Annotated in this window: 14 protein-coding genes; 6 read left to right on the top strand and 8 right to left on the bottom strand. The window is 74.6% G+C overall.

The features are described from left to right. Positions 1-348: 348 nt before the first annotated feature. Entirely contained in the window at positions 349-1,365 is a 1,017-nt protein-coding gene (locus ACGFWJ_RS14330) for a helix-turn-helix domain-containing protein (RefSeq protein ID WP_392948982.1), read from the top strand. A gap of 22 nt (positions 1,366-1,387) precedes the next feature. Here the strand turns inward: ACGFWJ_RS14330 and ACGFWJ_RS14325 are convergent, their stop codons facing one another. From ACGFWJ_RS14325 to ACGFWJ_RS14310, 4 genes are all read right to left on the bottom strand, one after another. Beyond that, positions 1,388-2,155 (bottom strand): MerR family transcriptional regulator, encoded by a 768-nt coding sequence (locus ACGFWJ_RS14325; RefSeq protein ID WP_387639522.1) that lies wholly within the window; start codon positions 2,153-2,155, stop codon positions 1,388-1,390. A gap of 80 nt (positions 2,156-2,235) precedes the next feature. Further along, positions 2,236-2,658, bottom strand: a complete 423-nt coding sequence (locus ACGFWJ_RS14320; RefSeq protein ID WP_392948980.1) for a MarR family winged helix-turn-helix transcriptional regulator — start codon at positions 2,656-2,658, stop codon at positions 2,236-2,238. 73 nt (positions 2,659-2,731) lie between these two features. After that, positions 2,732-3,055 carry a thioredoxin gene (trxA, locus tag ACGFWJ_RS14315; RefSeq protein WP_387639527.1) on the bottom strand — a complete coding sequence of 108 codons (324 nt, stop codon included), beginning with the start codon at positions 3,053-3,055 and terminating at the stop codon, positions 2,732-2,734. Positions 3,056-3,074: 19 nt separating this feature from the next. Beyond that, positions 3,075-3,488 carry a MerR family transcriptional regulator gene (locus tag ACGFWJ_RS14310; RefSeq protein ID WP_392948977.1) on the bottom strand — a complete coding sequence of 138 codons (414 nt, stop codon included), beginning with the start codon at positions 3,486-3,488 and terminating at the stop codon, positions 3,075-3,077. 94 nt (positions 3,489-3,582) lie between these two features. On the opposite strand from ACGFWJ_RS14310, the gene ACGFWJ_RS14305 reads away from it, so the two are divergent. From ACGFWJ_RS14305 to ACGFWJ_RS14295, 3 genes are all read left to right on the top strand, one after another. Then, positions 3,583-4,395, top strand: a complete 813-nt coding sequence (locus ACGFWJ_RS14305; protein ID WP_392948974.1) for a GNAT family N-acetyltransferase — start codon at positions 3,583-3,585, stop codon at positions 4,393-4,395. A gap of 130 nt (positions 4,396-4,525) precedes the next feature. Next, a complete protein-coding gene (locus ACGFWJ_RS14300) occupies positions 4,526-4,897 on the top strand; it encodes a YciI family protein (protein ID WP_392948972.1) in 372 nt (123 codons plus the stop codon). Positions 4,898-4,905: 8 nt separating this feature from the next. Then, entirely contained in the window at positions 4,906-6,147 is a 1,242-nt protein-coding gene (locus tag ACGFWJ_RS14295) for an RNA polymerase sigma factor (RefSeq protein ID WP_392948969.1), read from the top strand. A 17-nt stretch (positions 6,148-6,164) separates the two neighbouring features. Here the strand turns inward: ACGFWJ_RS14295 and ACGFWJ_RS14290 are convergent, their stop codons facing one another. Further along, positions 6,165-7,295 carry an ROK family transcriptional regulator gene (locus tag ACGFWJ_RS14290; RefSeq protein WP_392949445.1) on the bottom strand — a complete coding sequence of 377 codons (1,131 nt, stop codon included), beginning with the start codon at positions 7,293-7,295 and terminating at the stop codon, positions 6,165-6,167. Between the two features lie 343 nt (positions 7,296-7,638). Here ACGFWJ_RS14290 and ACGFWJ_RS14285 point away from each other — a divergent pair, with 343 nt between their 5' ends. Further along, positions 7,639-9,150, top strand: coding sequence for an LCP family protein (locus ACGFWJ_RS14285; protein WP_392948966.1), 1,512 nt, complete (start codon positions 7,639-7,641; stop codon positions 9,148-9,150). Between the two features lie 29 nt (positions 9,151-9,179). Beyond that, on the top strand, positions 9,180-9,806 hold the full coding sequence (locus ACGFWJ_RS14280; RefSeq protein ID WP_392948963.1) for a hypothetical protein: 627 nt from the start codon (positions 9,180-9,182) through the stop codon (positions 9,804-9,806). 16 nt (positions 9,807-9,822) lie between these two features. Here the strand turns inward: ACGFWJ_RS14280 and ACGFWJ_RS14275 are convergent, their stop codons facing one another. The 3 genes from ACGFWJ_RS14275 to ACGFWJ_RS14265 all read right to left on the bottom strand — a co-directional run bounded on the left by ACGFWJ_RS14275 (position 9,823) and on the right by ACGFWJ_RS14265 (position 15,066). Next, complete coding sequence (locus tag ACGFWJ_RS14275; protein ID WP_392948960.1) at positions 9,823-11,073, bottom strand: MFS transporter; 1,251 nt, start codon at positions 11,071-11,073, stop codon at positions 9,823-9,825. Positions 11,074-11,076: 3 nt separating this feature from the next. Further along, entirely contained in the window at positions 11,077-11,718 is a 642-nt protein-coding gene (locus tag ACGFWJ_RS14270) for a pyridoxamine 5'-phosphate oxidase family protein (protein WP_392948957.1), read from the bottom strand. Positions 11,719-11,883: 165 nt separating this feature from the next. Beyond that, positions 11,884-15,066 carry a BTAD domain-containing putative transcriptional regulator gene (locus ACGFWJ_RS14265; RefSeq protein ID WP_392948955.1) on the bottom strand — a complete coding sequence of 1,061 codons (3,183 nt, stop codon included), beginning with the start codon at positions 15,064-15,066 and terminating at the stop codon, positions 11,884-11,886. Between the last annotated feature and the right edge of the window lie 205 nt (positions 15,067-15,271).

The following is a 15,271-nucleotide window of genomic DNA, read 5'->3' as shown; positions in this document are numbered from 1 at the left end:
CGGTCGGCGGGGGCTTCGGTGCGCTCAGTGCCGTCGGCCCCACCCGGAGCGGACGGCGACGATCACGACAATCTTCTCGAAACGGGCACGGCCGGGCGTGAACATGGCTGCTCTCCGGAGTAGGGGTGTGGTGAGGTCCGCGAAGGGCGCTGCCGCTGCCCGCGCGTGCTGTCGACCCCATCCTCCCGGGCGGCCGCCGCTCAGTTCCAAAGGTTTTCCGCCACCGTCCGGTCAGCCTGCGGCACCGCCCGGACGCACCCGGTCCGCCCCGGCCCGGCGCGCGGCACGGCGGCGGCACGGGCCGCTACACTCGCCGCGTCCCGCCAACGGCCGCACCTGGAGCACCACATGGCCGAGCCCGTGCCCGTCACCATCGGAAAGCGCCCGGCGCCCGTGCACACCGTCGCCGTGTACGCCTTCGCGGGCATGGCCCCGTTCGAACTCGGGGTGGTGGTCGAGGTGTTCGCCCTCGCCCGCCCCGAACTCGCCGGGCTGCTGGCCGCCCCCTGGTACGACGTCCGGGTGTGCGCGGAGCGGCCCGGACACCCGCTGGAAGCGGTCGGCGGCTTCACCCTGACCCCCCGGCACGGCCTGGAGGAACTCGCCGCCGCCGACACCGCCGTGGTGGTCGGGGTGCCCGACCCGTACGGCCAGGTGCCGCCCGCCGTGGTCGCCGCGCTGCGCACCGCGCACGCCCGCGGCGCCCGGGTGGTGTCGATCTGCTCCGGCGCCTTCGCGCTGGCCGCCGCCGGACTGCTCGACGGCCTGCCCGCCACCACCCACTGGCGGTGGGCCGACGAACTGCGCCGCCGCCACCCGGACGTCCGGGTCGACCCGGACGTGCTGTACGTGGACAACGGCCAGGTGCTGACCAGCGCGGGCAGCGCCGCCGGCATCGACCTGTGCCTGCACCTGGTCCGGCAGGACCACGGCGCCAAGGTCGCCAACACCGTCGCCCGCCGCTTCGTCGCCCCGCCGCACCGGGACGGCGGGCAGGCCCAGTACGTCGAAGCCGCGGTGCGGCCGGTGGACGAGCCCGAGGACGGGGTGGCCCGGTCGATGCGCTGGGCGCTGGACCAGCTCGCCCGGCCGCTGACCGTACCGCTGCTGGCCCGGGCGGCCGGCATGTCCGACCGCTCGTACCTGCGGCACTTCACCGCCCGCAACGGGGTCAGCCCGATGCGGTGGGTGGCGATCCAGCGGATCGCGGCCAGCCTGCCGCTGCTGGAATCGCCGGAAGGCAGCGTCGAGGAGATCGCCGCGGCGGTGGGCTTCGAGTCGGCGGCGACCTTCCGCCACCACTTCGGCCGCACCATGCGCACCTCGCCCACCGCCTACCGGCGTACCTTCGGCCGGGCCGCGTGACGCCGGCCCGGCCGGCGCACCGTCAGGACCGCTCCTGCCGGTCCGCGTTGGCGTGGATCGCGTCCCGCAGCCACCCGGCGAGGCCCGGGGCGAGCTGCTCGTAGGTGGCGGTGAACCGCGGGTCGGCGACGTACATGTCGCCGAGGCAGCGGTGCATCTGCGGGGCGCACTCGTAGAAGTTCAGGCCGATGTGGTCACGGTGCCGTTCGGCGGCGTCCATCGCCTCCGGGCTGTCGGGGGCCGCGCCGGCCGTGAACGCCGCCACCAGGGCGTCGTTGATGGCGTCGGCCTCCTCCTTGATCCGCTCCCAGTCGGCCTTGGTGTACTTCGAGGTCTTCTGCTGGGACTGCTTCCAGGCGTCGGTGTCGCCCCAGCGCTGCTCGGCCTCGTCCTCCCAGTTCTCCTGGTAGCCCTTGCCGAACACCTCGAACTTCTCCTCCGGGGTCAGCTGAATGCCCAACGTCCTTGCCTCCATCGCTCGTTCGACTGCCGCGGCGAGGTCCTCCAACTTCCTGATCCGGTCGCCGATCAGCTCGCGCTGCCGGCGCAGGTGCTCGGTCGGGCTGACCGAGCGGTCGTCCAGGATCGCCGCGATCTCCTCCAGCGGGAAGCCGAGTTCGCGATAGAACAGCACCTGCTGCAACCGGTCCAGCTCGGCGTCGTTGTACCGCCGGTAGCCGGCCGGGGTGCGGCCGCTGGGCGACAGCAGCCCGATCTCGTCGTAGTGGTGCAGGGTGCGCACCGTCACTCCGGCGAGGTGGGCGAGCTGTCCCACCGTGTATCCGCTCATCGCGTTGCCTCCTTCCCTCCCGCTGCGCACCAGCCTCCGGCCTCACGTCGCGTGAGGGTCAAGCCGGCCCGGCCCCAGGGCTATTCGGACGCGCCGTAGCGGACCAGGTAGCCGGCGAACCGCTCCAGGTCCTCGTCGTCCCAGGAGGTGAAACGGTCGGTGAAGGCCCGCCGCCGCTGCTCGTACGCCTCCGCCAGCAGCTGCTCCCCGGCGTCGGTCAGGTGCAGCAGCTGCCCGCGCTGGTCGTCCGGGTCGGCCTGGCGGCCCAGCAGCCCGAGCCGCTCCAGCGCACCGACCTGCCGGCTGACGGTGGACTTGTCGAGCATGAAGTGCGCCGCCAGGTCCGCCGCCCGGCACGAGCCGCGCTCCTTGACCAGGTCGAGCATGCTGTACGTGACCAGCGACAGCTCGGGATGCAGCTGGGCTGCCTTGTGGCGGGCCCGGCGGGCGAACGCGGTGAGCTCGCGCTGAATGGTGTCCAGCGCGGCGTCGCGGTCGGGCATGGCGGTGACTCCTTCGTCGTGCGGTGTTGCGACCCACCGTAGGGGCAGCCGCCCGACCGCGCCGACCGGCGTCCTACAGGAGGTCGTCCAGCTCGCGCAGCAGGCGGGCCTTGGCCCGGGCGCCGACCAGGGAGCGGACCGGCTCGCCGCCCTGGAAGACCATCAGGGTGGGCATCGACAGGACGCCGTACGCGGCCTGGGTCTCCGGGTTGCGGTCCACGTCCAGCGCGACGATCTTCAGCTTGCCCGCCTGCTCCTCGGCCACCTCGGCCAGCACCGGCGCCAGCTGGCGGCACGGCGGGCACCAGTCGGCGGTGAACTCCACCAGCACCGGGCCCTTCGCCGCCAGCACCTCGCTCGCGAAGTCCTGGTCGGTCACGGTCTGCACGCCACTCATCGGATTCTCCCCTCGTCGTTCACTCGTGGTCGCGGACCAGCTCGCAGCGCGGCTCCCGGTCCGCCGCGGCCAGCGCGTCGCGCGCCGCCTCGGCCTGGGTCAGCTGGGCCGCCACCTGATCCCGGACCTCGCTCAACCGGGCCACCATGGCGTCCAGTTCGGCCAGTTTCGCCCGGTACACCTCCAGCGAGGCCGGACAGGAGTCACCGGCCGGATGCCCGGCCCGCAGGCACTCCACGAACGGCCGGGTGTCCTCCAGCTCGAACCCGAAGTCCTGCAGCACCCGGATCTGCCGCAGCAGCCGCAGGTCCTCCTCGTCGTACGCCCGGTACCCGTTCCCGCCGCGCCGCGCGGGCAGCAGCCCCCGCGACTCGTAGTACCGCAGCGTCCTGGTGGTGGTCCCCGCCCGCTGTGCCAGCTCGCCGATCCGCATGGCTCCGACGCTAGACCTTCACCCCGGCGTCAACGCCAGTGGCAGTCCCGAGAATTGCCGGAAAGCGCCGGACAAGATCGTTTACCCTCGCCTGGTGACCGACCTGACCACGGCCCTGCTCGCGGCCTACGACGAGCACATGCGCGGCCTCGGCCCCGTCCGCGACGGCGAGACCCGGGACTCCGACGGCCCGCTGCTGCGCAAGAGCGGCGGCTTCCGCGGCTTCGTGACCTCCCCGTCCGCCGACCTCGGCCTGGACGGCGCCGAGCTCGACGCGCTGATCGCCCGGCAGCGCGACTTCTTCACCGCCCGCGGCGAGAGCGTCGAATGGAAGACCCGCGGCCACGACCTGCCCGCCGACCTCCCGGAACGGCTGACCGCGGCCGGCTTCGTCGCCGAGGACCCGGAGACCGTCCTGATCGGACTGGCCGCCGAACTCGCCACCCCCACCCCCGCGCCCGACGGCATCACGCTGCGCCGGGTCACCGCCCGCACCGACATGCGGCGGATCGCCGCGCTGCAGGGCGAGGTCTGGGGCCAGGACTGGAGCTGGCTGGTCGGCGACCTCACCGAGAACGCCGCCGCCGACCCCGAGGGCTTCCTGGTGCTGGTCGCCGAGACCGACACCCCCACCCCCGAGGTGGTCTCCGCCGCCTGGCTGACCCGCACCCCCGGCACCGAGTTCGCCGGCCTCTGGGGCGGCTCCACGCTGGCCGCCTGGCGCGGCCGCGGCATCTACCGCTCGCTGGTAGCCCACCGCGCCCGCTGGGCCCTCGACCACGGCATCCGCTACCTCCAGGTCGACGCCTCCCCCGACAGCACCCCGATCCTGCGCCGCCTCGGCATGCACGCCGTCACCACCACCACGCCGTACGTCTGGACACCGCCGACCGCCTCCGCCGAATAACGTCGTCCCGTGCGGAGAAGCGCCACTCCGTGCAGAGAAGCGTCGCCCCGTGCAGAGAAGCGCCACTCCGTGTAGAGAAGCACCGCTCCGCTCCGACCAGTGGACACAAGCACCCACCGACACAGAGGACGTGGTCCCCGTGAAGTACCTGCTGATGACCTACGGCAACCAGGAGAAGTGGGCGTCCATCTCGGCCGAGGAGTGGCCGGCGGCGATCGCCCAGCAGGACGCGTTCAACCAGCGCTACCGCGAGACCGGCGAGCTGATCGGCGCGTACGGCCTCGGCGACGCGGCCGCCAGCCGGCTGGTGCGCCGCCAGGACGGGCTGCCCGCGGTGAGCGACGGGCCGTACCTGGAGACCAAGGAGTACATGGCGAGCTTCTACCTGCTGGACTGCGAGAACGAGCAGCGGGCGCTGGAGATCGCCGCCGACATGCCGTGGGCGGACCAGGAGCCGGTCGAGCTGTGGCCGATCCTGCACGAGACGCCGATGACGGACTGAACCGCGTCATGACCGACCGGGCGCCCGCCGACCAGGACCTGCTGCGCGAACTCGCGCCCCAGGTCCTGGCGGTGCTGCTGCGCCGCCACCCCGGTGCGTTCGACAGCTGCGAGGACGCGGTGCAGGAGGCGCTGCTGGCGGCCGCGACACAGTGGCCGCGGCAGGGCCGGCCGGAGAACCCGCGCGGCTGGCTGGTGACGGTGGCGGCGCGCCGGCTGGTCGATCTGGTGCGTGCGGACCGGGCCCGGCGCGAACGCGAGGAGCGGCTGTTCCTGGCCACGCCGCAGTCCGAGCTGCTGGGCCGGGCGGCCGACGCCGACCCCGCCGCGGACCGGGACGACTCGCTGGCGCTGCTGTTCCTGTGCTGCCACCCGGCGCTGACCGCGCCGAGTCGGATCGCGCTGACGCTGCGCGCCGTCGGTGGCCTGAGCACGGCGCAGATCGCGGCGGCGTTCCTGGTGCCGGAGGCGACCATGGCGCAGCGGATCAGCCGGGCGAAGCAGACCATCCGTTCCTCCGGGCTGCGGTTCGTGCTGCCGGAGCCGGGCGAGACGGTGGAGCGGCTGCGCGAGGTGCTGCAGGTGCTGTACCTGGTGTTCAACGAGGGCTACACCGCCACCTCCGGCGAGGACCTGACCACCCCCCGGCTGTCCGACGAGGCGATCCGGCTGACCAGGCTGCTGCACCGGTCGCTGCCCGCGGACGCCGAGGTGATGGGCCTGCTGGCGCTGATGCTGCTCACCGACGCCCGGCGCCCGTCGCGGACCGGCCCGGGCGGGGAGCTGGTGCCGCTGGCGGAGCAGGACCGGACGCGCTGGGACGCGGCGGCGATCGCCGAGGGCGTGGCGCTGGTGGAACGGGCGCTGCCGCACGGCCGGGTGGGCCCGTACCAGTTGCAGGCGGCGATCGCTGCGCTGCACGACGAGGCGCCGGACGTGGCGGCCACCGACTGGCCGCAGATCCTGGCGCTGTACGACCTGCTGGTGCGGGTGGCGCCCGGCCCGATGCCGGAACTGGGCCGGCTGGTGGCGCTGGCGGAGGTGCACGGCGCGGAGCTCGCGCTGAAGGAACTCGAAGCGCTGGAGCGGGTGTTGGGCCGGCACCACCGTTTTCTGGCGGTGCGGGCCGAGCTGCTGGCCCGCACCGGCGAGGCGGAGGCCGCGGCGGAGGTGTTCCGCCGGGCGTCCGCGCTGGCGCCGAGCCTTCCGGAGCGCCGTTTTCTGGCGGAGCGGGCCCGTCAGCTGCGTTAGTGCCGGCGCGGCGTCGATCAGGGCAGTTGACCGACCGCCGCGGCCACCGCGGTGTCGATCGCTCCGTACAGTTCGGAGCGCAGGCCGAGCCGGCTGGCGCGGATCTCGACGGCCTCGGCGACGGCGGGCTGTGCGTAGCGGTCGACGGACTCGCGGATGCCGTTGATCAACGGCGCTCCGGCCAGGCCGAGTTCGCCGCCGATCACGATGGCGGCGGGGTTGAGGCAGTTGACCAGGTCGGCGAGGACGCGTCCGATGGTGCGGCCGGCTTCGCCGATGACGCGGGCGGCGGCAGGGGTGTCGGTGAGTTCGCCGAGCGGCGGCAGTTCGACGTTTTCGTCGGGGCGGGCGCCGGGGGCGAGGACGTGGGCGAGGCGGCGGCGGACCTCGACGATGGAGGCGACGGACTCCAGGCAGCCGCGGTTGCCGCAGCGGCACCAGGTGCCGGTGTCGGGGAGCTGGATGTGTCCGATCTCGCCGGAGATGCCGCTGGCGCCGCGGTAGATGCGTCCGTCGAGCAGCAGTCCGGCGCCGATGCCGGTGGAGGCCTTGACGTAGATCAGGTCGTTGACGGCGTTCCCGCCGCTGTGGGCGCGTTCGCCGCGGGCGCCCATCTCGGCGTCGTTGCCGACGGTGACGGGCAGGCCGAAGAGCCGGCCGAGTTCGGCGGCGGGGTCCATGCCGATCCACTGGGAGAGGGTGGAGGGGGCGCGAACCACATTGGTGCGGGTGTCGAGGGCGCCGGGGATGCCGGCGGCGACGGCGGTGATGGCGTCCAGGGGGTGGCCGGCGGCGGCGAGTGCCCGGTCGGCGAGGGTGCGGGCGGCGGCCAGCACCTCGCGGGGGTGGTTGTCGACGTCGAGGCGGGCGGTGGCCTCGCCGCGTACGGTGCCGGTGGTGTCGGCGACGGCGGCGGTGACGTGGGTGTGCCCGAAGTCGAGGGCGAGGACGAGGGCGTGGGCGCGGCGCAGGGTGACGGCGGCGGCGCGGCGGCCCCGTCCGGCGGCGGCGGTGGCGGCGGTTTCGCCGGCGAGTCCTTCGTCGATCAGGTCGGTGACGGCGCTGCTGACGGCGGAGCGGGAGAGCCCGGTGAGCCGGCTGATCTCGGCGCGGCTGAGCGTGCCGTGTTCGCCGAGGACGGCGAGCAGGGTGGCCCGGGTGCGCAGGCGGCGGGCCGAGGGTGCCGGGTGGGCGGGGGCGGTCCGGATCCGCCGAAGCCCGCCGCCACCGCCGCGGCGCCACCCTGGACCTCGCCCGGGCCACCGTCGTCCACCTCGCCCTGCTGCGCGTGCACTGACCTTCCCCGCTCACCGATCCCCCGACGGCCCCCGGCCGCCGGGGGATCGCGCTTTCCCGGGCAACGGGCGGCCGGGGGCCGTGGAGGGAGGGGTGTGACTTCACCCGACCGAATTTGTATGCTTCGCTGAACCTCTACAGCTCTGTAGAAGTTCGGGCCGGCGCTCCGCCGGCCACGACGGGGAAGGGTGCGTCATGTCTGCACGCAGGGTGGGGGCCCGGAGCGACGGATCCGGCCGCGGCCGCAAAGTCCGCCGGATCGTCCTGTGGTCCACCGCCGGCGTCGTCGCGCTCGCCGTCACCGCGGGCGGCCTGGTCTACTACCGGCTCAACGGCAACCTGAGCACCTTCGACAGCGCCGGCATCAGCAAGGACCGCCCCGACGCCGCCAGCGCCGACTCCCAGGGCCGGGTCCCGGTCAACCTGCTGCTGATCGGCTCCGACTCGCGCGCCGGCACCAACAAGGACCTCGGCGGCGGAGACGACGGCGGCGCCCGCTCGGACACCGCGATCCTGCTGCACGTCTACGCCGACCACAAACACGCCGTCGGCGTCTCCATCCCGCGCGACTCGCTGGTCGCCATCCCGTCCTGCCTGCTGCCCAACAAGAACTGGACCAAGCCGCAGGCCAGCGCCATGTTCAACGGCGCCTTCTCGGTCGGCAACACCGACCAGGGCAACCCCGCCTGCACCCAGAACACCGTGGAGAAGCTCACCGGGCTGCGCATCGACCACACCATGGTGATCAACTTCCAGGGCTTCGCCGACATGACCTCCGCCGTCGGCGGCGTCGACGTCTGCCTGCCCAAGGCCGTGTACGAGGGCGACCTCAACCCGAACCTCGGACACCGCGGCAAGGAGCTCTTCGCCCAGGGCCACCAGAAGATCTCCGGCCAGGCCGCCCTCGACTACGTCCGGATCCGGCACGGCCTCGGCGACGGCTCCGACATCGGCCGCACCAAGCGCCAACAGGCCTTCCTGTCCTCGCTGATCAAGCAGGTCAAGTCGCAGGGCATGAACCCCGTCGCGCTGCTGCCGCTGGCCGACGCCGTCACCAAGTCGCTCACCGTCGACGAGGGACTCGGCTCGGCGCAGAAGCTCGTCGACTTCGCCATGTCGCTCAAGGACATCGACCTGCACGACATCAAGTTCCTCACCGTGCCGTGGCGCTACCAGGGCGACCGGGTCGCCCTCGTGCACCCCGACGTCGACCAGCTGTGGGCCGCGCTCAAGGCCGACCGCACCCTGGACGGCCAGGACGCCTCGGCCGGCGCCAGCGCGCCCGCCGCCGAACCCACGCCCAGCCAGGCCGTCGCACCGGCCAAGGTCGACGGGGCCGGCATCAAGGTCACCGTCTACAACGGCACCGAGACCGGCGGACTGACCGGCAAGGCCGCCGAGGCACTGGAAGGCTCCGGCTTCACCGTCACCGGCCGGGCCAACGCCACCTCCCGCAGCCACACCACCACCCTCGTCGAATACGGGCCCGGCGAGAAGGCCAAGGCCCAGAAGGTCGCCGAACTCTTCCCCGGCGCCACCCTGCAGGCCGGCAGCCACGCCGGCATCTCCCTCACCCTCGGCGCCGACTACGCGGCCGGCAACGGCACCACCGCCGCCCCGCCGCTGCCCACCGGCCCGCTGCCCACCAGCGTCAGCCAGGCCCGCTCCGCCGACGACGACCTCTGTTCCGACGTCAGCTACGGCTGACCGGCATTCGACCCACGGGGGACATCACCATGGACCCGCTCACCGGCCACGGCCCCACCCAGCAGGACCGCGCCGACTTCGAGTACGCCCTCGGCCGGGCCTTCGCCGATCCCGCCGTCCGCACCGCACTGACCGGCGACACCTCGCAGGCCACCCGGCTGCGGACACTGGCCCGGCAGCGCACCGAGGAGATCCTGGCCGCGGCCGAACCCGAGTACCTGACGTACTGCCGGCTCCGCGACGCCGCACCCGCCGCACCCGGGCCCGCCGCCGAACCCGGCGAGCGGATGTCCGGCTGGTTCGGCGCGCTGGCCCTGGTGGTACCGATCGTGTCCGGCAGCGCCGCCGCCGTGTTCTTCCTGCTGGCCTCCCTGATCGGCCTGTCCAGCCCGCACGCCTTCACCGCCGACGTGCTGCGCACCGCCGCCTGGTCCACCGTCGCCATCGCCGTCGCCAGCGCCCTGATCGGCCTGCTCGGCCTGCTGTTCAGCGCCTCCCGCCAGCGCGCCACGCCCTCCGAGCAGCCGCAGCACACCCAGGAGCTGTCCGCGGCCCGAACCGCCTGGCGCACCGCCCTGCTGCACCGCGGCCTGATCCCCTTCCTGCTCGCCGCCCCGCGCCCCGCCGCCCCCGCTCCGGAACCGCTGGACGACTGATATCGGCCCACGTTTTTCAGCTGCGGTCCGGCACCCGGGTCAGCGTGCGGATCGGGCGGGTGAGCAGCAGCGCGGCCGGGACGAGCAGCGCGACGACGGTGCCGACCAGCAGGACGGGCGTGGTGCCGAAGGCGTGCACGGCCGGGCCGGCCAGCGCGCTGCCGAGGGGGTACATGCCGACCGAGCCGGCCACCTCGTACGCGTGGACGCGGTTGAGGACCTCGCCGGGAACCTGGGTCTGCACGCTGGTGGCCCACATGACGCCCCAGACGCCGATCCCCGCGCCGACCAGCAGCTGCGCGGCGGCGAGCAGCCAGACCGGGGCACCGAGCACCAGGCCGAGCGGGTACAGCGGGTAGGCGAACATCGCAGCCCCGCCGGCGGCGAGCGGACGGGCCGGCTTCCAGCGGATCGCGATCAGCCCACCGGCCACCGTCCCGGCGCCGAGCGCGCAGTTGACCAGCCCGAAGGCGGTGGCGCCGTGCCGGGGGACGATCAGCCCTGCGGCGAGCGAGAGTTGCGGGCCCCAGGACAGCACGGCGTAGACCATCCAGATCGCGATGACGCCCCACAGCCAGCTGCGGGAACGGAACTCCCGCCAGCCGACCACCAGGTTCCGCCACAGCCCGTCCCCGACCGGCGGGGCGGGCACCGCACCGAGGCGGAGCGCGAACAGGCAGATCGCACTGGTCGCGTAGGCGAGGCCGGAGATCACCATCACCCAGCCCGTGGAACCGAACCCGACCAGCACACCGGCCAGCGCGGGCCCGCCCAGCCCGGTGACCGCCTCGGAGGTGCGCAGCACCCCGTTGGCACCCTGCACGTCCCGGGCCACCAGCGGGACTGTGGACGAAGCCCCGGGCTGGAACAGTGCGTTGGCGGTACCGGCCACCACCAGCAGGGCGTACAGCTGCCACAGGTGGTCGATGCCGTGCAGGAAGAGAACGGCCAGCAGGATGTGCGCGGTGAGGTTGGCCAGGTCGGCAACGATCATCATCCGGCGGGCGGTGAACCGGTCGGCGAGCACCCCGCCGAACAGCACCAGCCCGGCAAACGGGCCGACCAGGAAAGCCATCGCGTAGCCGGCGGCGTCCAGGCCGTGGCCGCTGCCGATCAGACCGGCCGAGACCGCGACCGGGAGCATCGCCCAGCTGAGCAGGCCCGCACTGCGGGCGGTGAAGTAGTAGCGGAAGTTGCCGGACCAGATCGCCGGTTCGGCGGGCCGGGCCTGTTCCGCTGCAGGGGCATCGGCAAGGCGTTCGGACACGGTTCAGTCCTTCAAGTCGGTACGGGCGGCGGCGAGTTCGGCGCGCAGGGCGGCGTTCTCCGCCTCCAGCCGGGCGAGGCGCTCGCGGACCGGGGCGAGGGCGTGGTCGAGTTCGGCCTCACTGAACCGCGGCGTGATGTGGTTGGGGCAGTTCCAGGCGAACGCCTCGACCCGGACGGTGACGACCTGTTCGATCCGGCCGTCGGTGCGCGGGGATTCCAGGCGGGCGACCAACTCCGGGTACCGGTCGGCCGGGACGGCGGTGGCGCGGCCGAACAACTTGAGCCGGGCCTGCCTGGCGTGGTCGAGGAAGAACAGCGACACCCGGTCGTCGGCGCGCAGGTTGCCGGTGGTCAGGTACTGCCGGTTGCCGCGGACGTCCAGATAGCCGAGCGTGTGCGCGTCCAGCACGTGCACGAAGCCCGGCGGGCCGCCCCGGTACTGGAGGTACGGCCAGCCGTTCTCGTTCACGGTGCCGACCAGGAAGCCGTCGAGACCGGTGATGAACGCGGCGGCAGCACCGGTCAGCGGCTCGGGCTCCCCGGCGGGCTCGCGCAGGCGGCGCCCGGCCGCGGCGGCGCTGCCCAACTCCTGTTGGACGCGGCGCACCGCCGGGGTGGACGCCAGCAGGTCGTAGCGGCTCATGCGAAGTCCTCCGGGTGTCGGCGCGGGCGGTGCGCCCACCGTACGAAGGTGGCCTGTACCCGCTCCCACAGCCGGACCAGAGGCGTCCGGACCCTTTCTGACCTGCCGATATGACCTTCCGTCAGCCGCGACCGGCAGAAAGCGCGGAAGCGGCGGAACTGCCGCTCAGCGCAGCCTGCTCACGCCCATCGCCCGGGACAGCCGCAACGCCTCCCGCCAGTGCCCGACGGCGAGGCCGGGCGCGCCGAGCGCGGACTGCGCGCGGCCGAGGGCCAGCAGGGCCCGCACCTCGCCGGGCAGGTGGCCGGTCGCACGGTGCAGGGCGAGCGCGCGGCGGCCGCTGTCCAGTGCCGCCTGCGGCTGCTCCAGCCGGACGAGAGCGCAGGTCAGAGCGGCGAGAGCGTTGCCTTCGAGGATGCGGAAACCGGCGGCGCGGCTGATCCGGAGAGCGTTTTCCACGTGCTCCAGGGCGGCCTGCGGGTCGGTGCCGGAGCGGGTGGTGGCGAGGCCGATCAGCGCGACGGCCTGCGGGTGCCGGTCGTCGGCGGCCTCCGCGAGGCGCAGCGCCTCCCGGTATCCGGCGGCCGCGTCGGCTCGGCAGTGGGCGCGTTCGTGCGCGGCGGCCAGCGCGAGATGGGCGCCCGCCTCCAGCGCGGGGTGGCGCAGGGTGCGGGCGGCGGTGATCGCGGCGCGGGCGAGCAGCCGGCCGGCGGCGGGGTCGCCGAGGTCGGTGCGCGCGCCGGACAGGCAGGTCAGCGCCACCGCCTCGCTGAACGTGTTGCCGGTGCGGCGGTGCACGGGCAGCGTCGCGTCGAGCAGGCGGACGGCGTCGGCGGGACGCCCCAGCGCGCGGCGGACGGCGGCCAGGTTGGTCCGGGCGATGGCCTCCTCGGCGGCGGCGCCCTGCTCGCGGTGCAGCCGGGCGGCCCGGGTGAAGTGCTCGGCGGCCTCCTGGAGCCGGCCGAGCTTCCCGCAGATCAGCCCGAGCACGGTGAGGTCGTCGGGGTGCCCGGTGGCCGCCGCCACGGGCCGCCGCTGTTCGGCGAGCCGCCGGGCGGTGGCGGGGAAGCCGGCGTCGCAGGCTTCGTCGGGGTGCCCGGTGGCCGCCGCCGCGGGCCGCCACTGTTCGGCAAGCCGCCGGGCGGTGGCGGGGAAGCCGGCGTCGCAGGCTTCGTCGGGGTGCCCGGTGGCCGCCGCCGCGGGCCGCCGCTGTTCGGCGAGCCGCCGGGCGGTGGCGGGGAAGCCGGCGTCGCAGGCCTGCCGGACAACGGGGGCCAGGTCCTCGTCGGCGTCCGTCAGATACCAGTCGAACAGCCGCTGCCGGGCGGGGCCCATCTCCTGACGCGCCGTCAACTCGCGGGCATGTGCACGCAGCAGCCCGGGGAGCCCGTACCGGCCGGCGCGCTCACGCAGCAGGTGGGCGTCGGCGAGGGTCCGCAGCAGGGCGGCGGCCTCGCCGGGGCCGGTGCCGGCAAGGGCTGCGGCGCCGTCGGCGGTGGTGTCGGGGCCGGGGAGCAGCCCGAGCAGGCGGTACAACCGCCGGGCCGGGGAGGGCAGTTCGCGGTAGGAGAGGTCGAGCGCGGCCCCGACGGTCGAACGCGGGTCGCCCTCGACGTGCAGCAGCTCGAGCAGGCCGCCCCCGGCCAGCCGGGCGCAGTGCTCGGCGATCGTGCCGTCCCGGGCGACCAGGCCGGCACCGGCGGCACGGACGGCCAGCGGCAGGCCGTCGCAGAGCTCGACGAGGCGGCGGGCGGCCTCGGGTTCGGCGGCGACCCGGCACTCGCCGACCACGCTGCCGAGCAGCTCGCGGGCCTCGTCCGGGCCGAGCGCGTCCAGGGTGAGCCGGCGGGCGCCGTCGGCGGCGACCAGCCCGGTCAGGCGGTGGCGGCCGGTGACCAGGACGGCGCAACCGCGGGCGCCGGGCAGCAGCGGGCGGACCTGTTCGGCGTCGCGGGCGTTGTCCAGCACGATCAGCACGCGCCGGTCGGCGAGCAGGGTGCGGTAGAGCGCGGCGGCCTCGTCCCGGCAGTCGGGCAGCCGGTCCGGCGGGGTGCCGAGGGCGCGCAGGAAGCGGCCGAGCACCTCGGCGGGACGCAGCGCCGGGTGCGGAGAATGGCCGCGCAGGTCGATGTACAGCTGCCCGTCCGGGAAGTGCTCGCGGCGGGTGTGCGCCCAGTGCACGGCGAGCGCGGTCTTGCCGACACCGGGCGGGCCGACCACCGCCGCCAGGCGCGGCTGCGGGCCCGGGGCGGTCAGCGCGTCGAGCAGCCGGAGCTCGGCCCGCCGGCCGACGTGCGGGCCACTCTCGGCGGGCAGCTGAGCCGGCTGGACGCCCCTTGCAGGCAGCTGAGCCGGCTGGACACCCCTTGCGGGCACTGGAAGTTGGCGACGCAGCACCCGCAGGTGGGCGTCCTCGACCTCCGGGCCGGGGGCGATGCCCAGCTCCTCGTCGAGTCGCTCGCGCAACCGCTGGAACACGTCGAGCGCGGCGGCCTGCTCGCCGCCCCCGGCCAGCGCGAGGATCAGCCGGGCGTGCAGCCCCTCGTGCAGCGGCTCGGCATGCACCAACTCCCACAACTGGGGGACGGCGTCGGCGGACCGGTGCAGCAGCAGGGCGGTGTCGGCGTACAACAGCGCGGCGCGGATCCGCCGTTCGCCCGCCGCGACGGCGGCCGGGTGCCGCCGCAGCGCCGGGTCGGCGTCGGCCAGCACCGGCCCGCGCCACCAACGCAGCGCCAAGGCCAGCGTCTCGTGGACGGTGGCCGGGTCGGGCGCGTGGTGCGTGCACACCGTACGGGCCAACAGGGCGTCGAAGCGGCCGAGATCGGTGTCCTGCGGGCCGGCCGTCAGCCGGTAGCCGGTGGGGGTCCGGGCCACCCCGGTTGCCAGTAGGCGGCGGGCCTGGCTGACGTACGTGTGCACCAGGCTCTGCTGCGAGTCCGGCGGCCCGTCCGGCCACAGCGTGTCGGTGATCTCCTGCCGGGTGGCGGGCTCCGGGTGCTTGAGCGCCAGCAGGCCGAGCAGGCGGCGCAGCATCGGGCTGGTGACCGGGACGGGATCGCCACCGGTCCGCAGCTCCAGCGGCCCGAGGACCAGCAGCCGCGGCCCGTCGTCCAACTCCCGTTGCGCATCGGCGAGTTCTTCGTCGCTGATCGCCAGCGCCTCGGCCAACTGCCGCAGCGTACGCGGCCGGGGCCGGCGGACCCGGCCCTGTTCGAGGTCACGCAACGCCCGGGTGCTCAGCCCGGCGCGCTCGGCGGCGGCCTGCTGGCTGAGCCCGGAACGCCGGCGCAGCGCCCGCAGCCGGGGGCCGAACGGGACCCCGCCGACCGCTGCCGGTACCGCCATCGCGCGTCCCCCCTCGTCCGACCCGAGGCAAGTGTGGCCGGGCCGTTCGCGCCGGGCAAGGGAGGACGGGGTCGCTCTTGGATCAGCCGGTCAGCCAGCTGAGGAACTGGCTCCAACGCCCGGGTTTTCCAGCCGGCGCCTCCGGCTTCCGCGCCGTCTCCGGCTCCGCGGCCGCGCGCCGGGCGGGCACCGGCTCCCGCGGCGT

This window comes from Kitasatospora sp. NPDC048407, from assembly GCF_043200475.1.
GTDB lineage: Bacteria > Actinomycetota > Actinomycetes > Streptomycetales > Streptomycetaceae > Kitasatospora.
Note: the sequence above shows the minus strand (reverse complement) of the source record. Positions and strands in the feature narration are given on the sequence as shown.